The following is an 18,533-nucleotide window of genomic DNA, read 5'->3' on the forward strand; positions in this document are numbered from 1 at the left end:
CTGTAATTCTTCTTGAACTGCGGGCACGGCAATAGCGCGATGGCGCTACATGCGGAAGACGCCGAACTTGGTGTCTTCGATGGGGGCGTTCAATGCGGCGGACAAGGCCAGGCCCAGCACGCGGCGCGTGTCGGCGGGCGCGATGATGCCGTCGTCCCAGAGCCGCGCGGTGGCGTAGTACGGGTGGCCTTCGTGCTCGTATTGGTCGCGGATGGGCGCCTTGAACGCGGCTTCCTCGTCCGCCGACCATTGGCCGCCGCGCGCTTCGATGCCGTCGCGCTTGACGGTGGCCAACACGCTTGCGGCCTGTTCGCCACCCATCACCGAGATGCGGGCGTTGGGCCACATGAACAGCATGCGCGGCGAATACGCGCGGCCGCACATGCCGTAGTTGCCGGCGCCGAACGAGCCGCCGATCAGCACGGTGAACTTGGGCACGGCGGCGGTGGCCACGGCCGTCACCATCTTGGCGCCGTGGCGCGCGATGCCTTCGTTTTCGTACTTGCGGCCCACCATGAAGCCGGTGATGTTCTGCAGGAATACCAGCGGAATCTTGCGCTGCGCGCACAGCTCGATAAAGTGCGCGCCCTTTTGCGCCGATTCGGAAAACAGGATGCCGTTGTTGGCGACGATGCCCACGGGCATGCCCTGAATGTGCGCAAAGCCCGTGATCAGCGTGGGGCCGAAGCGGGCCTTGAATTCATCGAACTCCGAGCCGTCGACGATGCGCGCGATGACTTCGCGCACGTCATAAGGCTTGCGGGTGTCGGCGGGAATGATGCCGTTCAGTTCGTTGGGGTCGTAGCGCGGTTCGCGCGGGGCGATGGTGGCCAGTTGCGCGGGCTTCTTGCGATTCAGGCGCGCGACGGCGTTGCGCGCCAGTTGCAGCGCATGCATGTCGTTGGCGGCCAGGTGGTCCACCACGCCCGACAGGCGCGTGTGCACGTCGCCGCCGCCCAGGTCTTCGGCGCTGACTTCTTCGCCCGTGGCGGCCTTCACCAGCGGCGGGCCGCCCAGGAAGATCGTGCCCTGGTTCTTTACGATGATGGATTCATCGCTCATGGCCGGCACGTACGCGCCGCCCGCGGTGCACGAACCCATCACCACGGCGATCTGCGAAATGCCTTGCGCGGACATCTGCGCCTGGTTGTAGAAGATGCGGCCGAAGTGTTCGCGGTCGGGGAAGACTTCGTCTTGCTGCGGCAGGTTGGCGCCGCCAGAATCCACCAGGTAGACGCAGGGCAGATGGTTTTGCGCGGCGATTTCCTGCGCGCGCAAATGCTTCTTGACCGTCATCGGGTAGTACGTGCCGCCCTTGACGGTAGCGTCGTTGCAAACGATGACGCATTCGGTGCCGGACACGCGGCCGATGCCGGTGATGACGCCCGCGCCGGGCGCGTCGCCATCGTACATATCGTGTGCCGCCATGGGCGACAGTTCCAGGAACGGGGTGCCCGGATCGATCAGGTTTTCAACGCGGTCGCGAGGCAGCAGCTTGCCGCGCGCCACATGCTTGGCGCGCGCGGCTTCACTGCCGCCCAGCGCGGTCTGCGCCAGCTTCTGATTCAGATCATCCAGCTGCGCCTGCATGGCACGCGCGTTGTCGGTGAAATCTTGCGACCGCGGATTGATGCGGGATTCGATGATGGGCATGGGGTACCACCCGTCCTGCGAAATGGGGATTTGAAGGCGTAGGATGGGTGAAGCGCGAGAGACCAAAGGCAAGAACGCCAAGGTCTCAACGCGCGCAACCCATCAAACAGACGTTAAGTTGTGGCAGAAGATCAAAAGAACCGGGGTGTAGCGATGATGGGGTGTGGGGGCCATCGTTTTCTGGCCTAGGTTGTCTAGGAATTTGGCGCTGCTTGATGGGTTGCGCGCGTTGAGGCTTCTGGGTTTTTGCCATCGGTCTCTCGCGCTTCACCCATCCTACGGCTTCACCCATCCTACGCACTTCACCCATCCCACGCGCTTCACCCATCCTGCGAATTGGGCGGGACGTTGTCCCGCCCAATCCTCACACCATCTCGATGGCCATTGCCACGGCTTCGCCGCCGCCGATGCACAGCGTGGCCACGCCGCGCTTGCCGCCGGTCTTGCGCAGCGCGCCGACCAGCGTGGCCATCAGGCGGGCGCCCGATGCGCCGATGGGGTGGCCCAGGGCGGTGGCGCCGCCGTGGACGTTGACCTTGTCATGCGGCAACTTGAAGTCGGTCATGGCGGCCATGGTGACCACCGCGAAGGCTTCGTTGATTTCGTACAGGTCCACGTCCTCGGCCTTCCAGCCGGTCTTGGCGAACAGGTTCTTCAGCGCGCCGACGGGGGCGGTGGTGAACCAGCCGGGCTCTTGCGAGTGCTGGCTGTGGGCCACGATGCGGGCCAGCGGCTTCACGCCAAGTTTCTCGGCGGTGGACGCGCGCATCAGCACCATGGCGGCGGCGCCGTCGGAGATCGACGACGAGTTCGCGGCGGTGATGGTGCCGTCCTTCTTGAAGGCGGGCTTGAGCGTCGGAATCTTTTCCGGCATGGCCTTGGTGGGGGCTTCGTCGGTGTCGATTACGGTGTCGCCCTTGCGGCCGGCCACGGTCACGGGGGCGATTTCCCACTTGAAGCTGCCGTCTTCCGTGGCGGCACGGGCGCGGCGCAACGATTCCAGCGAGAACTCGTCCTGCTGTTCGCGCGTGAATTCATATTTGGCGGCGCAGTCTTCGGCGAATACGCCCATGGCCTTGCCCTTGTCGTAGGCGTCTTCCAGACCGTCCAGCGCCATGTGGTCATACACGGTGTTGTGGCCGAAGCGGTAGCCCTGGCGCGCCTTCAACAGCAGGTACGGCGCGTTGCTCATGCTTTCCTGGCCGCCGGCCACCACGACTTCGGCGCTGCCGGCCGCCAGCAGGTCGTGGCCGAACATGGCGGCCTTCAGGCCCGAACCGCACACCTTGTGGATCGTGGTGCAAGCCACGCCCAAAGGCAGGCCGGCGCCAAGTGCGGCCTGGCGAGCCGGGGCTTGGCCCTGGCCGGCTTGCAGCACGTTGCCCATGATGACTTCGTCGACTTGGTCCGGCTTGATTCCGGCGCGTTCGATGGCGGCCTTGATGGCCACCGAGCCCAGCTCATGCGCGGCCAGGCCGGACAGGCTGCCAAGCATGCCGCCCATGGGCGTGCGGGCGATGGAAACGATAACGATGGGATCTGACATGACTAACTCCTGTGAGGGTCGGGACAGCGTCTGGGTGTCGGCACTGCGCGGTCGCCAGGAAGGCGTGCCGGACGCAGGCGTCTGTCTGTATCGTAAGGGAAAAATTCTTCAATCCGGCCCTGCGCCACGTGGGCGCGGCAGGCCTGCCACCAGTCCGGTTCCAGCAAGTCGGCATGGTGACGCATGAAGGCGCCGCGCACGCGCGGGTCGCCTAGCAGAAAGCGGCCGAATTCTTCGGGAAATACGTCGTTCGGTCCGATGGCGTACCAGGGTTCGGAGGCCATTTCCGCTTCTTCGTTCGGCGCCGGCGGGATGCGCCGGAAATTCATTTCGGTCATGCGCTGGATTTCGTCGTAGTCATAAAAGACGACGCGGCCCAGGCGCGTGACGCCGAAGTTCTTGTAAAGCATGTCGCCGGGGAAGATGTTGGCGGCGGCAAGCTGGCGGATGGCGTCACCGTATTCGCGCACGGCGGGGTCCAGCAAGGCGTCGGAGGCCTGGCGCAGATAGATGTTCAGCGGCGTCATCCGCCGTTCGATGTAGACGTGGCGGATGACGACGGTGTCACTGGTTTCTTCGATCAGGCTGGGCACCAGGCGGCGTAGTTCGTCCAGCAAGGCGGGGGCGAAGCGGCTGCGCGGCAGCGCCACCTGTGAATATTCCCAGGTGTCCGCCATGCGGCCCACGCGGTCGTGCAGTTTCACCATCTGGTACTTGCGGCGCACGGTGGCGTGGTCCATGCCGTCTTTGTCGATGCGGTCCTTGATGAGCTTGAACACGTAGGGGTAGGACGGCAGCGTGAACACGCACATCACCATGCCCTTGATGCCGGGCGCGATGTCGAAGGCGTCGCGCGAATGGGCCAGGTGATGCAGGAAGTCGCGGTAGAACAGCGTCTTGCCCTGCTTTTGCAGGCCGATCATGGTGTAGAGCTCGGCCTTGGGCTTGCGGGGCAGCAGCGTCGCCAGGAAGTTGACGACGGCGGCGGGCGTTTCCATGTCCACCAGGAAATACGCGCGCGTGAAGCTGAACAGCGTGCTCAGGTCGTCAGCGCCCAGCAACAGCGCGTCCAGCGTCACTTGCCCGGCCGGGTTGCGCGTGAGCGCCACGGCGAAGGGGTAGACGGTGGTCTGGTTGATCAGCCGGCCGACGATATAGGCGCCCTTGTTGCGAAAGAACAGCGAGCCCAGCGCGTGGACCTGGCAGTCGCTGGCGATGCGCCGGCCCACGTGGCGCGGCAGCAGCGTGCGCAACTGCGCAACCGCCGCGCGCGCCAGCATGCGGGTATCGCGCGGCAGATCTTCAAAGGGCAGCGCCAGGCCGAAGTCGGCCACCATGCGGATCAGGCTCTTTTCCAGGCCGTCTGTCGCCGGGTAGTACACCCGGTACGACGGCATGCTGCTGTCCAGGTAGTCGGTGGCAACGGCGGGCCGCACGAAGAGGAAATCGTTGTGGAAATAGTCGCGGTGCAGCAGGCGGCACGTGACCGAATTGAAGAAGGTCTCGGCGCATTCGGGCTGCTTGTGTGCGCCCAGCAGGCCCACGAATTCCTGTTTGATCTGTTGCCAGTAGGCGGTCTGGGCGTCGGTCAGGGTGGGTACGGCCGCGCCCTTGCCGTTGCCATTTCCGCTGCCGCTGCCGTTGCCGTTGCCGGTGTGGCTTGGGATGTCGTCCAGCGCGCCTTCCGGGCGGCCGCGCAGCACGCTTTCCAACTGCGTGGCGCATTCGCGCACGCGCATGTCGTAGTACTCGATACGTTCCCGCGACAGGTGCTGGATGCCGTGCCAGTCGCCCGATTCAAACAGCGCCTTGGCGCGCTGCGCGCTGTAGCGAAACAGGGCGTAGTGGCGGTCGAAGCCGGCCAGGATCAGCCGCGCCACGTCCAGCGGAGAGGGCCCCGGGGCGGGGGCCTGTTCGATGTGCTGGACGTCGGACATGCGGATCATGGCGTGGCGCTCGGCCGAAGGATCAGGCGGTTTCGTTGAAGAGTTCGCGGCCGATCAGCATGCGGCGGATTTCGCTGGTGCCGGCGCCGATCTCGTACAGCTTGGCGTCGCGCCACAGGCGGCCCACCGGGTATTCATTGATATAGCCGTTGCCGCCCAGGATCTGCACGCCCTCGCCCGCCATCCAGGTGGCTTTCTCGGCCGTGTACAGGATCAGCGCGGCGCAGTCCTTGCGCACCTGGCGCACGTGTTCGGCGCCCAGCTTGTCCAGGTTCTTGCCCACCTGGTAGCAAAACGCGCGGCTGGCTTGCAGCGTGGTGTAAAGGTCGGCCACCTTGCCCTGGATCAGCTGGAATTCGCCGATGGCCTGGCCGAACTGCTTGCGGTCATGGATGTAGGGCACCACCACGTCCATCACGGCTTGCATGATGCCCAGCGGTCCGCCGGACAGCACGGCGCGTTCGTAGTCCAGGCCGCTCATCAGGACCTTGACGCCGCCGTTGACCTGGCCCAATACGTTTTCTTCGGGAATTTCGCAGTCCTGGAATACGAGCTCGCCCGTGTGGCTGCCGCGCATGCCCAGCTTGTCGAGCTTTTGCGCCACCGAGAAACCCTTGTAGCCCTTCTCAACCAGGAACGCGGTGATGCCGCGTTGGTGCGCTTCGGGGTCGGTCTTGGCGTAGACCACCAGCGTGTCGGCGTCCGGGCCGTTGGTGATCCACATCTTGGTGCCGTTCAGTACGTAGCGGTCGCCCTTCTTGTCGGCGCGCAGCTTCATGCTGACCACGTCCGAGCCGGCGCCGGGTTCGCTCATGGCCAGCGCGCCCACGTGTTCGCCGGAAATGAGCTTGGGCAGGTACTTGGCTTTTTGCGCCGCCGTGCCGTTGCGGTTGATCTGGTTCACGCACAGGTTGGAATGCGCGCCATACGACAGGCCCACCGAGGCGCTGGCGCGCGAGATTTCTTCCATCACCACCATATGGGCCAGATAGCCCATGTTGGCGCCGCCGTATTCCTCGTCGGCCGTCATGCCCAGCACACCGAGTTCACCGAATTTGCGCCAGAGATCCATGGGGAACTGGTCGCTGCGGTCTACCTCGGCCGCGCGCGGCGCGATCTCGGCTTGTGCGAAATTGCGCACGGCGTCGCGCAGCATGTCCAGGTCTTCGCCCAGGTCGAAGTTCAGGCCGGGAAGGTTCATCGATGTCTCCGTGATAGTGGGTACTTACATTCTTATGGGCGCCTGTTGCCGGCGCCGCGCCGCCGTCGTGTGGCTCATCATGCGCCGATCACGCACCGCTATGCAATGATGCACCGCAAATATTACGTTTACGTAAACGTAAATTGGAGTCGGGTTATCCCTAGGGAATGAAAATTCCCCGGCAAGAAGATCTGCTTATGTTTTGACGGCTGGCTGGGTGGCGCGCCTGCGCGGTTTGTGCGGCACGCCGCGGTCGTCCACGGGCAAGTCCATCACCCGATACCGCATGACCGCCAGGGACTTGGGGTTGGTGATCCGCGCCATGTGTGCGCACTGCGCGCACCAGTGGCCCGCCCTGATCGACGCGAACGGCGCATGCCAATCGTGCCCGCGATGGCACAGCCAGTGCATTTTCTTGGTGGTGTTCTGGTAGACGGAGGTCAGGCATTCACCGCCCCGCTCTCGCGCCGCCTGATGCGCCGCTTCGATGCCCAGGCGCTTGTTCAGGTTGGCGCACACGCCGCACCAACTGCCCAGCATGACCTTGCCGCCCGTGGTGAGCCATTCGTGGCCGTCGGCGCAGCGGAAGCGGTAGCGCACCCCAAGCCCGCCATAAGCGTCCGCCAGACATGAGCCGCCGCGTTCGGCGGCCTTGCGCTGCAAGCGCTCCAGGCCGTCGGGATGCCGATAGCCTTCGACTTTGCGCAGCCGCGCGCATTCCGGGCACCAGGTGCGCCGCAACACGTCGACACCAGCCGCTTCCCATTCATGGCCCGCGCCGCAGCGAAACAGGAATGTTCTTTGGCCACGGGGGCTAGAGGTGTCCAGGCATTGCCCGCCGCGCGACGCCGCTGTTTGGTGGATGCGCAGCAAGAGATCGTCGCGCCTGCGCCGGTAGCCCGCGTCGCGGCCGCAGACGGCGCAGCCTATCCGTTGCAGTGCCTTGTTGCCCTTGCGGTTCCAGGCGTGCCCGGCGTCGCACTGGAAGCGATGCGGCGCGTCCCATCCCAGCCAGTGCGGTTCCAGGCAGGTCACGCCATTCTGTCGCGACAGCTCGCGCAAGCGTCCGAAATTCGACGCCGCGGCACACAGCGGGCACTTGACCTCAAGCGCGCGGCCAAAGGTTTGCAGCGTGCGTTGGAACAAATGCCCTTCTCGGCATTGAAAGCGATACATCGCCGATAAACCGCGCCAATCGGTGTCCAGGCAGTCGAAACCGGCGGCGTCCGCGGCGGCGCGTAGCTGGGGTTGGCGGTCAAGGATGGGGTGACGACGACTCTTGTGCATGAGGAATCCTGTTGCCAAAGACACCGCCATGACTGTCGTGCGCGCAGCCACCGAACACCGCTTGGGAAACAGGACAGGTGCAGGCAACGGGCACGACGTGCTCCGGACAATCGCAAGCGCGACGCGCCGGGTATGGCGATCGCCGATCTTGCCTTCCTGTGGGGAGCAAAGATATTGGATAAATCTTATTTTTGGGCGGAACCGTCTGATCCGCCGGCCCTGCCCTTTAAGGCTTTTTCGCGAGCAGCGCGCGGCACTCGCGTTCCTGCTGCTCGATTTCTTGCAGGGTGTCTTCGATGTCGCGGCGCTGTTGTTCCAGCGTGGCGCGATGTTGTTCCAGTACGCTCAGGTACTGGCGCAGTTGCACCTCGGTGTCGCCCGGGCTGTCGTACATATCGATCAGCGTCAGGATTTCAGACAGTTGCAGCCCCAGGCGCTTGCCGCGCAGCGCCAGTTTCAAGCGCGTGCGGTCGCGCGGGCCGAAGATGCGGTTGCGTCCCTCGCGCGCCGGGCTGACGATTCCCTGGTCTTCGTAGAAGCGGATCGTGCGGGGCGTGACGTCGAACTCGCGGGCGAGTTCAGAGATGGTCCAGGTTGACGAGGGCATGCGACGTGTGGCAGTTTACGTAAACGTAAATTATGATGACTTGACGTGAACGTCAAGCGTGGAGCGCGAGGCAATGAACCCCAACGAACAGAAATTGCAGTACCCCTGGGCAGACTTCCAGCCCGAAGCCGGCCGGGCCCAGGTGGTGGCCGAAGGCGTCAAGTGGATACGGATGCCACTGCCGTTCGCGCTGGATCATATCAACCTCTGGCTGCTGCGCGACAACATCGATGGCCAGGATGGCTGGACCATCGTTGACTGTGGCATCTCGCGCGACGAAGTGAAGTCGCTGTGGGAAGACGTATTCAAGAACGAGCTGGAAGGCCTGCCCGTGCTGCGCGTGCTGGTCACGCACATGCATCCCGACCACATCGGCCTGGCCTATTGGCTGTGCGAGCGCTGGAATGCGCGTCTGTGGATGACGATGACGGACTTCATGGTGGCGTCGTTGTGGTCGTCGCGCCGCAACGATGCGGGCGCCGGCCCCGGTGGCCAGTCGGCGGTGGAGCACTTCGCCCGCCATGGCTTGACCGACCCCGACGCGCAAGAGCAGATCCGCCAGCGCGCCAACTACTTCCCGAACCTGGTGCCCGCCGTACCCGCGCGCTACACGCGCATCATGCACGGCGATCAGGTCCGCATTGGCGGCCACGACTGGCGCGTCATCGTGGGCTATGGCCATGCGCCCGAGCATGCGTCGCTGTTTTCGCCCGACCTGAACGTGCTGATCTCCGGCGACATGGTCTTGCCGCGCATCTCCACCAACGTCAGCGTGTTCGACTACGAACCCGATGCCAACCCCCTGCCCCTGTACCTGCGGTCGCTGGACGGCTATGCCGGCCTGCCCCGCGACACGCTGGTGCTGCCGTCGCACGGCCGCCCGTTCAAGGGCCTGCACGAACGTATTGCACAGCAGCACGAGCACCACCGCGACCGCCTGGCCGAAGTGCTGGAGGCGTGCGCGGCGCAGCCGCAGTCAACGTCCGACATCGTGCCCGTGCTGTTCAAGCGCAAGCTGGACCTGCACCAACTGACCTTCGCCATGGGCGAGGCGCTGGCGCACCTGCATGCGCTTTATTTCGAAGGCAAGCTCAAGCGCGCGACCGGCGCGGATGGCATTGTGCGGTTCACGGCCGCTTGATCTGCAAGCAATACGCGGCAAGCAAGACGGGTTCCAGGCGGAACCCGTCACTGTCAGCGCGTGGCGGTGGCCAGCCTGACGGCCAGGCCCACGAACACCAAGGCGGCGATGCGGTTCAGCCAGCGCTTGGCCGTCACCGAGCGTTGCAGCAGTTCGCCAAACGCGCCCGAAAAGAAGGCGATGGCGCCGAACACCAACAGCGTCGACACGATGAACACGGCGCCCAACTGCATGACCTGCAAGCCCACCGGGCCCAGCGCCGGCGTGGTGAATTGCGGCAGGAAGGCAAAGAAGAACAGCAGCACCTTGGGGTTGGTCAGGTTCATGACGATGCCGCGCCGGTACAGCGCGCCGGGCTTCAAGGGCTCGGGCGCCTTGCCTGCTTCTGATTCCACCGGCGCGCGCAGGATCTGCCAGGCCAGATAGGCCAGGTACGCGGCGCCCGCCAGCTTCAATGCCGTAAACGCCATGGGCGACGCGGCAAACACGGCGGCTAGCCCCAGGGCGACAGCGGCCGTGTGGCCCAGCAGCCCCGTGCACAGCCCCAGCACCACTAGCATGCCTGCCTTGCGTCCCCAGATGGCCGATTGCATCAGCACGAATACGTTGTCCGGCCCCGGCGTCAGCGCGAGCAGAACGGCAATGCCGAAAAAGGCGGTCAGGGTGTCTAGGGGCAGCATGGGTGTGGCCTGGTTGGGGGTGGGCGCCGGTCAGCCGGAGAATGGCATCATAAGGGCAAAACCACACCGTTCAGCCCCCGGCACGGGACACAAAGGACACAGAGACACGCCATGACGACACACGCCGCGCAAAGCCAGCAAGTCCCCGAGGATGATGACGGGAATCCCGGCGCGATCCCCGACTCGCCCTCGGTCTTGAACCCCGACACGAACGCCGACACGAATGCCGACGCGAATGCCGACGCGAACCCCGACGCCGCGCTGCAAGCCCTGCTGCTTGCCCGTCATAGCTGTCGCGCTTTCCTGCCCGCGCCGGTGCCGCGCAATGTCATCGAACGCATCCTGACGCTGGCGCAGCGCACGGCGTCCTGGTGCAACTGCCAGCCCTGGCAGGTGGCCATTACCGAAGGCGCGGGCACCGAGCGCCTGCGCGCGGCGCTGCAAGCGCGGGCGCAATCCGCCGATGCTGGCCCCGGCTTCACCCCTGACTTCCCTTTCCCCCGCGAATACCGCAACGAATATCTGGCGCGCCGCCGGGAATCGGGCTTCCAGTTGTACGGCGCGGTGGGCGTGGCGCGCGGTGACCGCGAGGCCTACCGCCGGCAAGAGATGCGCAATTTCCAGTTGTTCGACGCGCCGCACGTGGCCATCATCACCACCGATGAGGCGCTTGGCGAATACGGCGCGATGGACTGCGGCGGCTACGTCGCCAACTTCCTGCTGGCGGCCCAGGCCAATGGCGTAGCCACGGTGGCGCAGGCTTCGCTCGCGATGTATCCGGAAGTGCTGCGCGAGGTGCTTGGCATCGGCCCCGACCGGCGCGTGGTCTGCGGCATTTCCTTCGGCTACGCCGACGCCGCGCATCCGGCCAACAGCTACCGCACGCGGCGCGCCGAATTGCCGGAAGTCGTAAGCTGGATTTCTGGCTAAAGCGACTGGCCAACAATACGGCCCGGGACAGGCGTCCCTACGCCTGATATGGTTCATCCTGTTTGCCGCTAGCCCGACTCCATCAGGCAGGCGCCGTTGGCCCCGTCCGGCCCTGTTCATTTCTCCAGCATTCCCCTTGAAGATGACCTCCAAACACATCGATACGGTATTGCAGCACGCGGGCACCGCCCCGTTCGACCCCGAAACCGGCACGGCGCCCGTGCCGCTGCCGCCCATGCGCGCCAGCACCGTGCGGTTCCAGAACCTGGCTGCGTTGGAGCAGGCACAGCGCAGCAAGGCCGCTGGCGACCGTGCCACCACTTACGGCCGCATGGGCATGGATACCCACGCCGCGCTGGAAGAGGTCTTCACACACCTGGAAGGCGGCACGCAGTGCTATCTGGCATCGTCGGGGCTATCGGCGATGACGATGGTGATGATGGCGCTGTGCTCGGCGGGCGACCATGCGCTGATTTCCGATTGCGTCTACGGCCCGATGCGCGAGCTGGACGACGCGGTGCTCAAGCGCATGAACATCAGCATCACCTACTTCGCGGCGGGCGAAGACCTGGACGCCTTGGTGCAGCCCAACACCAAGCTGCTGTACGTGGAATCGCCGGGCTCGCTGCTGTTTGAAATGCTGGACATGGGCGCCATGGCGGCCGTCGCCAACCGCCACGGCCTGGTGCTTGCCACTGACAACACCTGGGGCTCCGGCTACATCTACCGCCCGCTGACGCTGGGGGCGCAGGTGTCCGTCATTGCCGGCACGAAGTACGTGGGCGGTCACTCCGACCTGATGCTGGGCGCGGTGGTGACGAACGACGAGGCCATCGCCAAAAAGCTGAACCGCACGCAGTACGCGATGGGGTATTCCATCAGCGCCGACGACGCCTGGCTGGCGCTGCGCGGTGTGCGCACGATGCCGATCCGCATGGCGCAGCACGCGCGCCATGCCATGCAAGTGTGCGAATTCTTCAAGAGTCGCCCCGAAACCGTGCGCCTGTTCCATCCGGCCTGGCCCGAAGATCCGGGCCATGCGTTGTGGCAGCGCGATTGCACCGGTTCCAACGGCATGCTGTCCGTCGAACTGCGTCTATCGCCCGCGGCGGCGGGTGCCTTTGTAGACGCGCTGGCCTTGTTCGGCATTGGTTTTTCGTGGGGCGGCTACGAAAGCCTGGTGCAACTGGTGTCGCCCAAGGACCTGTCCAAGCACCGCTATTGGGGCGAAGGCGACAACTCGCTGGTGCGCTTGCACATCGGCCTGGAGTCGCCGGACGACATCATCGCCGACCTGACCCAGGCGCTGGAGAAGGCCGCCACGGTCAACGCATAACGCTGACGGCGCCGCGACGGCTTCACACCGACGCGGCGCGTATCCACGTGCCGATGCGGGCGGCGATGTCGTCGCTGTTGTCGTCCATCATCGGCATGTGGGAATTACCGGCGATGCCCATTTCGGCGAGCCGCCAGGTGTCGACCCTCGCGCCGTGGCGCGCGAGCGTATCGGCATAGTCCCGGCCGCTGATGCATAGGCGCTGCCACAGCGGTGTGGCGTCCAGATAGTCGCCATAGACGAACAGAAACGGTTTATCCGCCACGGCGGCGGCCGCGACGTCGCCGGAAAATCCCGACGGCTCAATACCGATGACGCCGCGCACCAGATCGGGCCGCGCGTGCAGCGCCCGGTAGGCCACTTCGCCGCCATGGCTGTGCGCCACCACCAGGCAGGGGCCGACGCGGTCGAGCACAGCACAGAAGCCTTGCAGCGCCGCGTCGTTGTTGCCCAGCCAGCGCGGCACCGCGTGCCGGATGAAGTCGTCGAACGCGCTGACGGGAAAGCGTTGTCCCGCGAAGGCATGGCGCGCGTCGAAATCCTCGGCGCGGCCAAGCCGGAACAACGACCAGCTTTCCTGCGCGTTTCGGATGATGGGCTGTTCGGGCCACACCTGTTCGAACGGCGCCCAACCCGCGCGCCCACGCTCGACGTTATCCACCACGTACACCGCATGCCCCTGGCGCAGAAAATGCTGCATCCAGCCCGCGCGTCCGTCTGGCGTCTGCTCCCACATCGCGCCAGTCATGCCGCCGCCGTGCAGCAGCACGATGGGCAGCGGATGCACTAATTGCGCCGGAATGAAGTACTGCACGTAGGCCTGTTCAAAGTGGTACAGGCCGTTGGGGTCATAAGCCAGTGACGCGCTTTTGGTGAACGCGATCTCGCGCTGCGGCAGGCCGGTGATATTCACTGGCCTGCCGCCGGCATAGAAGCTGCCGAAGTCGGCCAGCGTGACGGGTTGGACCTGGACCTGGGCCTGCGTCATCGCTTGACCAACGGGCATTGACTATCCGACAGCGGCCATGCCAGCGTGTCGCCGGGGATACTGCGCACGATGTTGTAGTAGTCCCAGGGCCCCTTGGATTGCGCGGGCGTCTTCACCTGCGCCAGCATCATGTCGCGCACCACCAGGCCGTCCTCGCGGATGTGGGCGTTCATGCTGAAGGGGTCGTCAATGGGCAGCGATTTCATTTTCGCCATGACCGCATCAGCGTCCACCGTGCCGGCCGCCTTCACGGCTTGCAGGTAGTGGCGCACCGAGCCGTAGACGCCTGCCTGCAGGAAGGTCGGTGGCCGGCCGACGCGCGCTTCGAACTTCTTGCTAAAGGCGCGCGCGCCATCATTCATGTCCCAGTACGACGGCACGGTCAGATAAGTCTTTTGTGCCGCCTGCAGGCCCAGGCTGTGTACGTCCGTGATCAGCAGCAGCATGGCCGCAAGTTGCTGCCCGCCGCCGATACCGAATTCCGCTGCCTGCTTGATGGCCGAGATCGTATCGCCACCCGCGTTGGCGATAGCGATGATTTGCGCCTTGGTCCCTTGAGCCTGAAGCAGGAAGGACGCAAAGTCCGATGCGTTCAGCGGATGGAAGACCGTGCCGACGACTTCGCCGCCGTTGGCTTTGACGACGGTTTCGGTGTCGGCCGCCAGTTGCTTGCCGAAGGCGTAGTCCGACGCCAGGATGAACCAGCGCTTGTTGCCTTCGTTGACCACGGCGGTTGCCGTGCCGCGCGACAGGGCGTAGGTCGTGTACGTCCATTGCACGCCGTAGGGCGAGCACTGCGCTTGTGACAGCGCGGTAGTGCCGGGGCTGGAGAACAACACCAGCTTCTTCTTTTCGCGTGCGATGCCCTGCACCGCCAGTGCGACTGACGAATTAGGCACGTCCACCACCACGTCCACGCCGTCGGTGTCATACCACTTGCGGACCATGCTGCTGCCGATGTCGGGGCGATGTTGATGGTCGCCCGAGACCAGCGAAATCGGTTTGCCCAGTACGGTGCCGCCCATCTCTTCGATGGCCAGCCGGGCGGCCTCGACCGAGCCCTTGCCTGTGGCATCGGCAGTCACGCCCGCCATGTCGGTAAGCACCCCGATTTTCACGCCGTCAGCCGCACTGGCGTGCGTGGCGTTGGCACTGAACGCCAGGCACAGGCCCAGACACCATGCGGCGCGTTTGCGCAGGAATTGCTGTTTCATTTGTCTTCCACCCATGTGATGCCGTCTTTGCGGCGAATTCTTGTGGCGAAAGTGTAGCGCCGTGGGTGCAAAAGGGCGGCGCAATGTCTCAACGATTTTCCAAAAGAAAGCGCCCCAGCCATGTGGCCGGGGCGCTCTGCAATCCCTGCGCAAACCGAATTACTTGTTGCGCGCCATCGGGATCAGTTGGTTGACTTCCTTCAGGGCGCCTTCGTAGCTGTTGCCCGCCATGACCGGCGAGGTCATGAACTTGCCCCCGACGGCAAACGACGGCGTGCCGTCGATGCGGTAGGCGTCGGCCAGCTGGGTGGCGCGCTGCACCTGGGTTTGCACGCTGAACGAATCGAACACGGAATCGAACTTGGCGCGGTCCACGCCTTGCGTGGCAACCCAGTCGCCCATGGACTTCTTGTCGAACAGGCGCTTGTGTTCACCGTGGATGGCGGTGAAGAACTTGGCATGCAGGTCGGGGCGTTCCAGGGCCAGGAACGTGTAGTAGACCTGTTGCAGCGGCTTCATGCCGGCGTTGAACGCGATGGGGACTTGCTTGAGGACGACGTCCGAAGGAACCGTCTTGGCCCACTCTTCAACCATGGGTTCCATGGCGGCGCAGTGCGGGCAGGTGTAGGCGAAGAATTCCAGCACTTCCACTTTGCCCGGGGTGTCCGACGGCAGCGGCGGGTTGATTGCCACATAGGCTTGCGTGCCTTGAGCGTGGCTTACCGGGCTGAAGAACGCCGAGGCGCTCAGCGCGGCCGCGGCCATGATGCGAATAATCTTGGGGGACAACATGGATGAGAGGTTCCTGAGTAAAAAGTTACAGACAGGCTCGGGGCCGGATAAGTTCAATGCAAAAAATAGCGCCGGATAGGTTTACTGGCGCACCACGGCGGTTTCGATCTTATTTTCGCCCAGGCGGCCACGCGCGCGATTCATGTCGTCCAACCGCGCAAACGGGCCCACCCGCACACGGTTGAGCGGCTTGCCGTTGACTTCGGCCTTTTGCACCGCCACCGGCAGGCCCAGCAGGATGATGCGGGCCCTTAGCGATTCAGCGTCGCTTTCACCGCGAAACGCACCCGCCTGCAAGTAGTACGTGCCCGTTGCCGCCGGCGCGGCCTTGGCGGCTGGGGCTGGGGTGGGGGCGGGCTTGGACAGCGGTGTCGGGCTTGGATTTTGCGTTTGAGCCGGCGTTTGACCCGGCGCGGCGGCCTGCGGCTTGTTGGTGGACGGCAAGGTGGCGATCAGCGCACCCAGGTCATCCAGCCGGGATGGCGTTTCGTCGGGCTTGGACGCAGTGCCCGCACCCGGCAGCGGCATCGGCGCGGTGGCGGTGGGGCCGGTGGGCGGTGCGCCCGCCGCCCCGTCGCGGCCGTACAAGCCCGCGTTCGGGTCCGGCGCCTGGCGCGGGTCGGGCAGCTTGCCCGTGTCGCCCTGGCGGGTGGCCCGGTCCACGAAGGGCACGGGAGCCTTGGTGACGTAAAAGGCCACGACGGCGGCCACGATCAGGCCGAGGAGCAGGCCGGCGAGCGCCCCGTAAAGAGTGCTGCCGCTTTCGCCAGAGGAACGGCGGGTGGTTTTGCGCTTGGTTGCCATGAACCGATGTTACATCCGCTCGGGCGCGGACACGCCCATCAGCGCCAAGCCATTGGCCAGTACCTGGCGCGTGGTGGCGGCCAGGCGCAGGCGCGCCAGCTTCAAGGCCGCGTCGTCCACCAGCACGCGTTCGGCGCTGTACCAGGCGTGGAAGTCCGACGCGCAATCGCGCAGCCAGAAAGCAATGTGGTGCGGCGACAGGTCCTGGGCGGCCAGCGCCACCACGTTGGGGAATTCGGCCAGGCGTTGCATCAGCGCGAATTCAGACGGCGCGGTCAGCAAGGACGTATCGGCGGCGGCCACGTCGGCGGCGGGCATGCCGGCGTTGTTGATCATCGTGCAGATGCGCGCGTGGGCGTACTGGATGTAATAGACCGGGTTCTCGTCGCTTTTCGACAAGGCCAGATCTACGTCGAACACGAATTCGGTGTCGGCGCGGCGCTGGATGAGGAAGTAGCGCACGGCATCGCGGCCCACCCAGTCGATCAGGTCGCGCATGGTGACGTAGCTGCCGGCGCGCTTGGAGATCTTGACCTCTTCGCCGCCGCGCATCACCTTGACCATCTTGTGCAGCACGTACGACGGGTAATCCTTCGGGATGCCTTCGTTCAACGCTTGCAGGCCGGCGCGCACGCGGGCCACGGTGCCGTGGTGGTCGCTGCCCTGGATGTTCACGGCGCGGTGAAAGCCGCGTTCCCACTTGGCCTTGTGATACGCCACGTCCGGCACGAAGTACGTGTAGCCGCCTTCGCTTTTGCGCATGACGCGGTCTTTGTCGTCGCCCGTGCCCAGCTCGGTGGTGCGCAGCCAGAGCGCGCCGCCCTCTTCATAGGTATGGCCGCCGGCAACCAGCGCCTTGACGGTGGCATCGACGCGGCCCGAGGTGTACAGCGAGCTTTCCAGGTAGTAGTTGTCGAACGCCAGGCCGAACGCCTGCAAGTCCAGATCTTGTTCGCGGCGCAGGTAGGCCACGGCGAAGACGCGGATGTCGTCCAGGTTGTCGATGTTGCCGGTGGCGGTGACGGGCTCGCCGTCGGACGGCTGGATGGTCTTGCCGGCCTGGAAGTCGCGCGCGATGTCGGCGATGTAGTCGCCCTTGTAGCCGTCTTCCGGCCAGTCGGGGGATTCGGTCGTCAGGCCACGGGCGCGCGCCTGCACGCTGATGGCCAGGTTGTGGATCTGGTTGCCGGCGTCGTTGTAGTAGAACTCGCGGGTGACGTCCCAGCCGATGGCGTCGTACAGGCGGCACAGGGCGTCGCCCAGCGCGGCCTGGCGGGCATGGCCCACGTGCAGCGGGCCGGTGGGGTTGGCCGACACGAATTCAACCAGGATCTTCTCGCCGCTGCGCGGGGCGCGGCCAAAGCTTGCGCCCTGCTCGGCCACCGTGGCGATGACTGCCTGGCGCGCCGCAGCGGTAATGCGCAAGTTGATGAAGCCGGGGCCGGCGACTTCGGCGCTATCGACCAGATCTCGGGCCTCGGGGTTGGCGAGCAGCGCGTCCACGATGGCTTGGGCCAGTTCGCGCGGGTTGCGGCGGGCCGGCTTGGCCAGTTGCATGGCTACGTTGGTGGCAACGTCGCCGTGGGCGGCGACCTTGGGGCGCTCGAGCAGCACATTGGCCTGGGCGTCGGGAAGGCTCTGCGCAACGGCGGCCTGGATCAGGGAGATAAGCTGTTTTTGTTGCTCGGGGAGCATGGGCGTCTGAAGAAGTTCTGGGTGAGTGACCAAGGCGGGGATCAAGCGGACGGTGTCCGGGCCGGCGATGTCACGGGAATCATCCGGAATGATAGTTGATTTGGCGGTCCAACCGGCGGGCACGGGGGCGCAAACTGTCCGGCAAGCGTTCGCGCGGGCGGCGGAACTCTCAATAAAATCAATCGCCTAGGTTTCCGGGGACGTGCCGGCGGTAGCGGCCCCTGCACCCGCCCCGTAGCGCCAGTTGGCATCCCTGGGGCGTTGGGGTAGTGTATGTAACGTATTCATTGAGGGAGACCGCAACATGCTGATTACCTTTCACTCCAAGGTCGTGGCCGAAGTTCTGATGGTGTCCGACCACGCCATGCCCATCCTGCAGGCGGCGGGAAAGCCCATCGGCGACAAAATCCCCGAACGCGGTGTCTTCACCGCCGAGCAACTGGGCCCCGCCATCAACGGCATCGAGCGCGCCATTGAAAGCGCTGAGCGTCCCGACGAGGACGAAGACGACGAAGACAAGGCCCCGCGCTCGGCCATGGCGCGCGCGGTGGGCATGAAAGAACGCGCATATCCGCTGCTGGACATGATGCGGCAATCCCAGGCCGCGGGCGTTGAAGTCACCTGGGAAGCGTCGCGCGGCTGGTAGGCAATGTCGCCCGGCGGACAATCTGCCCGGCGTTTTTTGCCTACCCTTGCCGCCTGACGCCCTTTCA

At 65.1% G+C, this 18,533-nt stretch carries 16 protein-coding genes; 4 read left to right on the plus strand and 12 right to left on the minus strand.

What is annotated here, in order from left to right; translation table 11 throughout:
- Nucleotides 1–45: 45 nt before the first annotated feature.
- The 6 genes from M2361_RS20040 to M2361_RS20065 form a co-directional block, all read right to left on the minus strand.
- Complete coding sequence (locus M2361_RS20040) at nt 46–1,653, minus strand: carboxyl transferase domain-containing protein (protein WP_100853598.1); 1,608 nt, start codon at nt 1,651–1,653, stop codon at nt 46–48.
- A gap of 364 nt (nt 1,654–2,017) precedes the next feature.
- Nucleotides 2,018–3,199, minus strand: coding sequence for an acetyl-CoA C-acetyltransferase (locus tag M2361_RS20045; protein WP_259251399.1), 1,182 nt, complete (start codon nt 3,197–3,199; stop codon nt 2,018–2,020).
- A 2-nt stretch (nt 3,200–3,201) separates the two neighbouring features.
- Complete coding sequence (aceK, locus tag M2361_RS20050) at nt 3,202–5,145, minus strand: bifunctional isocitrate dehydrogenase kinase/phosphatase (protein ID WP_259251400.1); 1,944 nt, start codon at nt 5,143–5,145, stop codon at nt 3,202–3,204.
- Nucleotides 5,146–5,167: 22 nt separating this feature from the next.
- Entirely contained in the window at nt 5,168–6,346 is a 1,179-nt protein-coding gene (locus M2361_RS20055; RefSeq protein ID WP_100853595.1) for an isovaleryl-CoA dehydrogenase, read from the minus strand.
- Between the two features lie 195 nt (nt 6,347–6,541).
- Nucleotides 6,542–7,633, minus strand: a complete 1,092-nt coding sequence (locus M2361_RS20060; protein ID WP_259251402.1) for a hypothetical protein — start codon at nt 7,631–7,633, stop codon at nt 6,542–6,544.
- Nucleotides 7,634–7,859: 226 nt separating this feature from the next.
- Nucleotides 7,860–8,240: a MerR family DNA-binding transcriptional regulator gene (locus M2361_RS20065; protein ID WP_259251403.1), complete on the minus strand. Its 381-nt coding sequence runs from the start codon at nt 8,238–8,240 to the stop codon at nt 7,860–7,862.
- Between the two features lie 73 nt (nt 8,241–8,313).
- Here M2361_RS20065 and M2361_RS20070 point away from each other — a divergent pair, with 73 nt between their 5' ends.
- A complete protein-coding gene (locus tag M2361_RS20070; RefSeq protein ID WP_259251405.1) occupies nt 8,314–9,381 on the plus strand; it encodes an MBL fold metallo-hydrolase in 1,068 nt (355 codons plus the stop codon).
- A 53-nt stretch (nt 9,382–9,434) separates the two neighbouring features.
- Here the strand turns inward: M2361_RS20070 and M2361_RS20075 are convergent, their stop codons facing one another.
- On the minus strand, nt 9,435–10,061 hold the full coding sequence (locus M2361_RS20075; protein WP_259251406.1) for a LysE family translocator: 627 nt from the start codon (nt 10,059–10,061) through the stop codon (nt 9,435–9,437).
- Between the two features lie 111 nt (nt 10,062–10,172).
- Here M2361_RS20075 and M2361_RS20080 point away from each other — a divergent pair, with 111 nt between their 5' ends.
- Both M2361_RS20080 and metC read left to right on the plus strand, forming a co-directional pair.
- A complete protein-coding gene (locus tag M2361_RS20080) occupies nt 10,173–10,991 on the plus strand; it encodes a nitroreductase (protein WP_259251407.1) in 819 nt (272 codons plus the stop codon).
- Nucleotides 10,992–11,133: 142 nt separating this feature from the next.
- Entirely contained in the window at nt 11,134–12,327 is a 1,194-nt protein-coding gene (gene metC / locus M2361_RS20085) for a cystathionine beta-lyase (RefSeq protein WP_259251408.1), read from the plus strand.
- Nucleotides 12,328–12,349: 22 nt separating this feature from the next.
- Here metC and M2361_RS20090 read toward each other — a convergent pair whose 3' ends face one another.
- The 5 genes from M2361_RS20090 to argS form a co-directional block, all read right to left on the minus strand.
- Nucleotides 12,350–13,333 (minus strand): alpha/beta fold hydrolase, encoded by a 984-nt coding sequence (locus M2361_RS20090; protein ID WP_259251409.1) that lies wholly within the window; start codon nt 13,331–13,333, stop codon nt 12,350–12,352.
- On the minus strand, nt 13,312–14,529 hold the full coding sequence (locus M2361_RS20095) for an ABC transporter substrate-binding protein (RefSeq protein ID WP_259251410.1): 1,218 nt from the start codon (nt 14,527–14,529) through the stop codon (nt 13,312–13,314). Before M2361_RS20095 ends, M2361_RS20090 begins: the two co-directional genes overlap by 22 nt.
- A gap of 159 nt (nt 14,530–14,688) precedes the next feature.
- Complete coding sequence (locus M2361_RS20100; protein WP_259251411.1) at nt 14,689–15,321, minus strand: thiol:disulfide interchange protein DsbA/DsbL; 633 nt, start codon at nt 15,319–15,321, stop codon at nt 14,689–14,691.
- A gap of 81 nt (nt 15,322–15,402) precedes the next feature.
- Entirely contained in the window at nt 15,403–16,125 is a 723-nt protein-coding gene (locus M2361_RS20105) for an SPOR domain-containing protein (RefSeq protein WP_259251412.1), read from the minus strand.
- 9 nt (nt 16,126–16,134) lie between these two features.
- Entirely contained in the window at nt 16,135–17,820 is a 1,686-nt protein-coding gene (argS, locus tag M2361_RS20110) for an arginine--tRNA ligase (RefSeq protein WP_259251413.1), read from the minus strand.
- Nucleotides 17,821–18,124: 304 nt separating this feature from the next.
- Here argS and M2361_RS20115 point away from each other — a divergent pair, with 304 nt between their 5' ends.
- On the plus strand, nt 18,125–18,466 hold the full coding sequence (locus M2361_RS20115; RefSeq protein WP_259251414.1) for a DUF1840 domain-containing protein: 342 nt from the start codon (nt 18,125–18,127) through the stop codon (nt 18,464–18,466).
- Nucleotides 18,467–18,533 lie beyond the last annotated feature (67 nt).

It is taken from the genome of Achromobacter sp. JUb104 (genome assembly GCF_024806975.1).
Taxonomy (GTDB): Bacteria; Pseudomonadota; Gammaproteobacteria; order Burkholderiales; family Burkholderiaceae_B; genus Achromobacter; species Achromobacter spanius.

What these genes read in the sequence shown, in the direction of transcription:
- M2361_RS20040 (WP_100853598.1), bottom strand. Translation starts at nt 1,653, where the DNA reads ATGCCCATCATCGAATCCCGCATCAATCCGCGGTCGCAAGATTTCACC.
- M2361_RS20045 (WP_259251399.1), bottom strand. Translation starts at nt 3,199, where the DNA reads ATGTCAGATCCCATCGTTATCGTTTCCATCGCCCGCACGCCCATGGGC.
- aceK (WP_259251400.1), bottom strand. Translation starts at nt 5,145, where the DNA reads ATGATCCGCATGTCCGACGTCCAGCACATCGAACAGGCCCCCGCCCCG.
- M2361_RS20055 (WP_100853595.1), bottom strand. Translation starts at nt 6,346, where the DNA reads ATGAACCTTCCCGGCCTGAACTTCGACCTGGGCGAAGACCTGGACATG.
- M2361_RS20060 (WP_259251402.1), bottom strand. Translation starts at nt 7,633, where the DNA reads ATGCACAAGAGTCGTCGTCACCCCATCCTTGACCGCCAACCCCAGCTA.
- M2361_RS20065 (WP_259251403.1), bottom strand. Translation starts at nt 8,240, where the DNA reads ATGCCCTCGTCAACCTGGACCATCTCTGAACTCGCCCGCGAGTTCGAC.
- M2361_RS20070 (WP_259251405.1), top strand. Translation starts at nt 8,314, where the DNA reads ATGAACCCCAACGAACAGAAATTGCAGTACCCCTGGGCAGACTTCCAG.
- M2361_RS20075 (WP_259251406.1), bottom strand. Translation starts at nt 10,061, where the DNA reads ATGCTGCCCCTAGACACCCTGACCGCCTTTTTCGGCATTGCCGTTCTG.
- M2361_RS20080 (WP_259251407.1), top strand. Translation starts at nt 10,173, where the DNA reads ATGACGACACACGCCGCGCAAAGCCAGCAAGTCCCCGAGGATGATGAC.
- metC (WP_259251408.1), top strand. Translation starts at nt 11,134, where the DNA reads ATGACCTCCAAACACATCGATACGGTATTGCAGCACGCGGGCACCGCC.
- M2361_RS20090 (WP_259251409.1), bottom strand. Translation starts at nt 13,333, where the DNA reads ATGCCCGTTGGTCAAGCGATGACGCAGGCCCAGGTCCAGGTCCAACCC.
- M2361_RS20095 (WP_259251410.1), bottom strand. Translation starts at nt 14,529, where the DNA reads ATGAAACAGCAATTCCTGCGCAAACGCGCCGCATGGTGTCTGGGCCTG.
- M2361_RS20100 (WP_259251411.1), bottom strand. Translation starts at nt 15,321, where the DNA reads ATGTTGTCCCCCAAGATTATTCGCATCATGGCCGCGGCCGCGCTGAGC.
- M2361_RS20105 (WP_259251412.1), bottom strand. Translation starts at nt 16,125, where the DNA reads ATGGCAACCAAGCGCAAAACCACCCGCCGTTCCTCTGGCGAAAGCGGC.
- argS (WP_259251413.1), bottom strand. Translation starts at nt 17,820, where the DNA reads ATGCTCCCCGAGCAACAAAAACAGCTTATCTCCCTGATCCAGGCCGCC.
- M2361_RS20115 (WP_259251414.1), top strand. Translation starts at nt 18,125, where the DNA reads ATGCTGATTACCTTTCACTCCAAGGTCGTGGCCGAAGTTCTGATGGTG.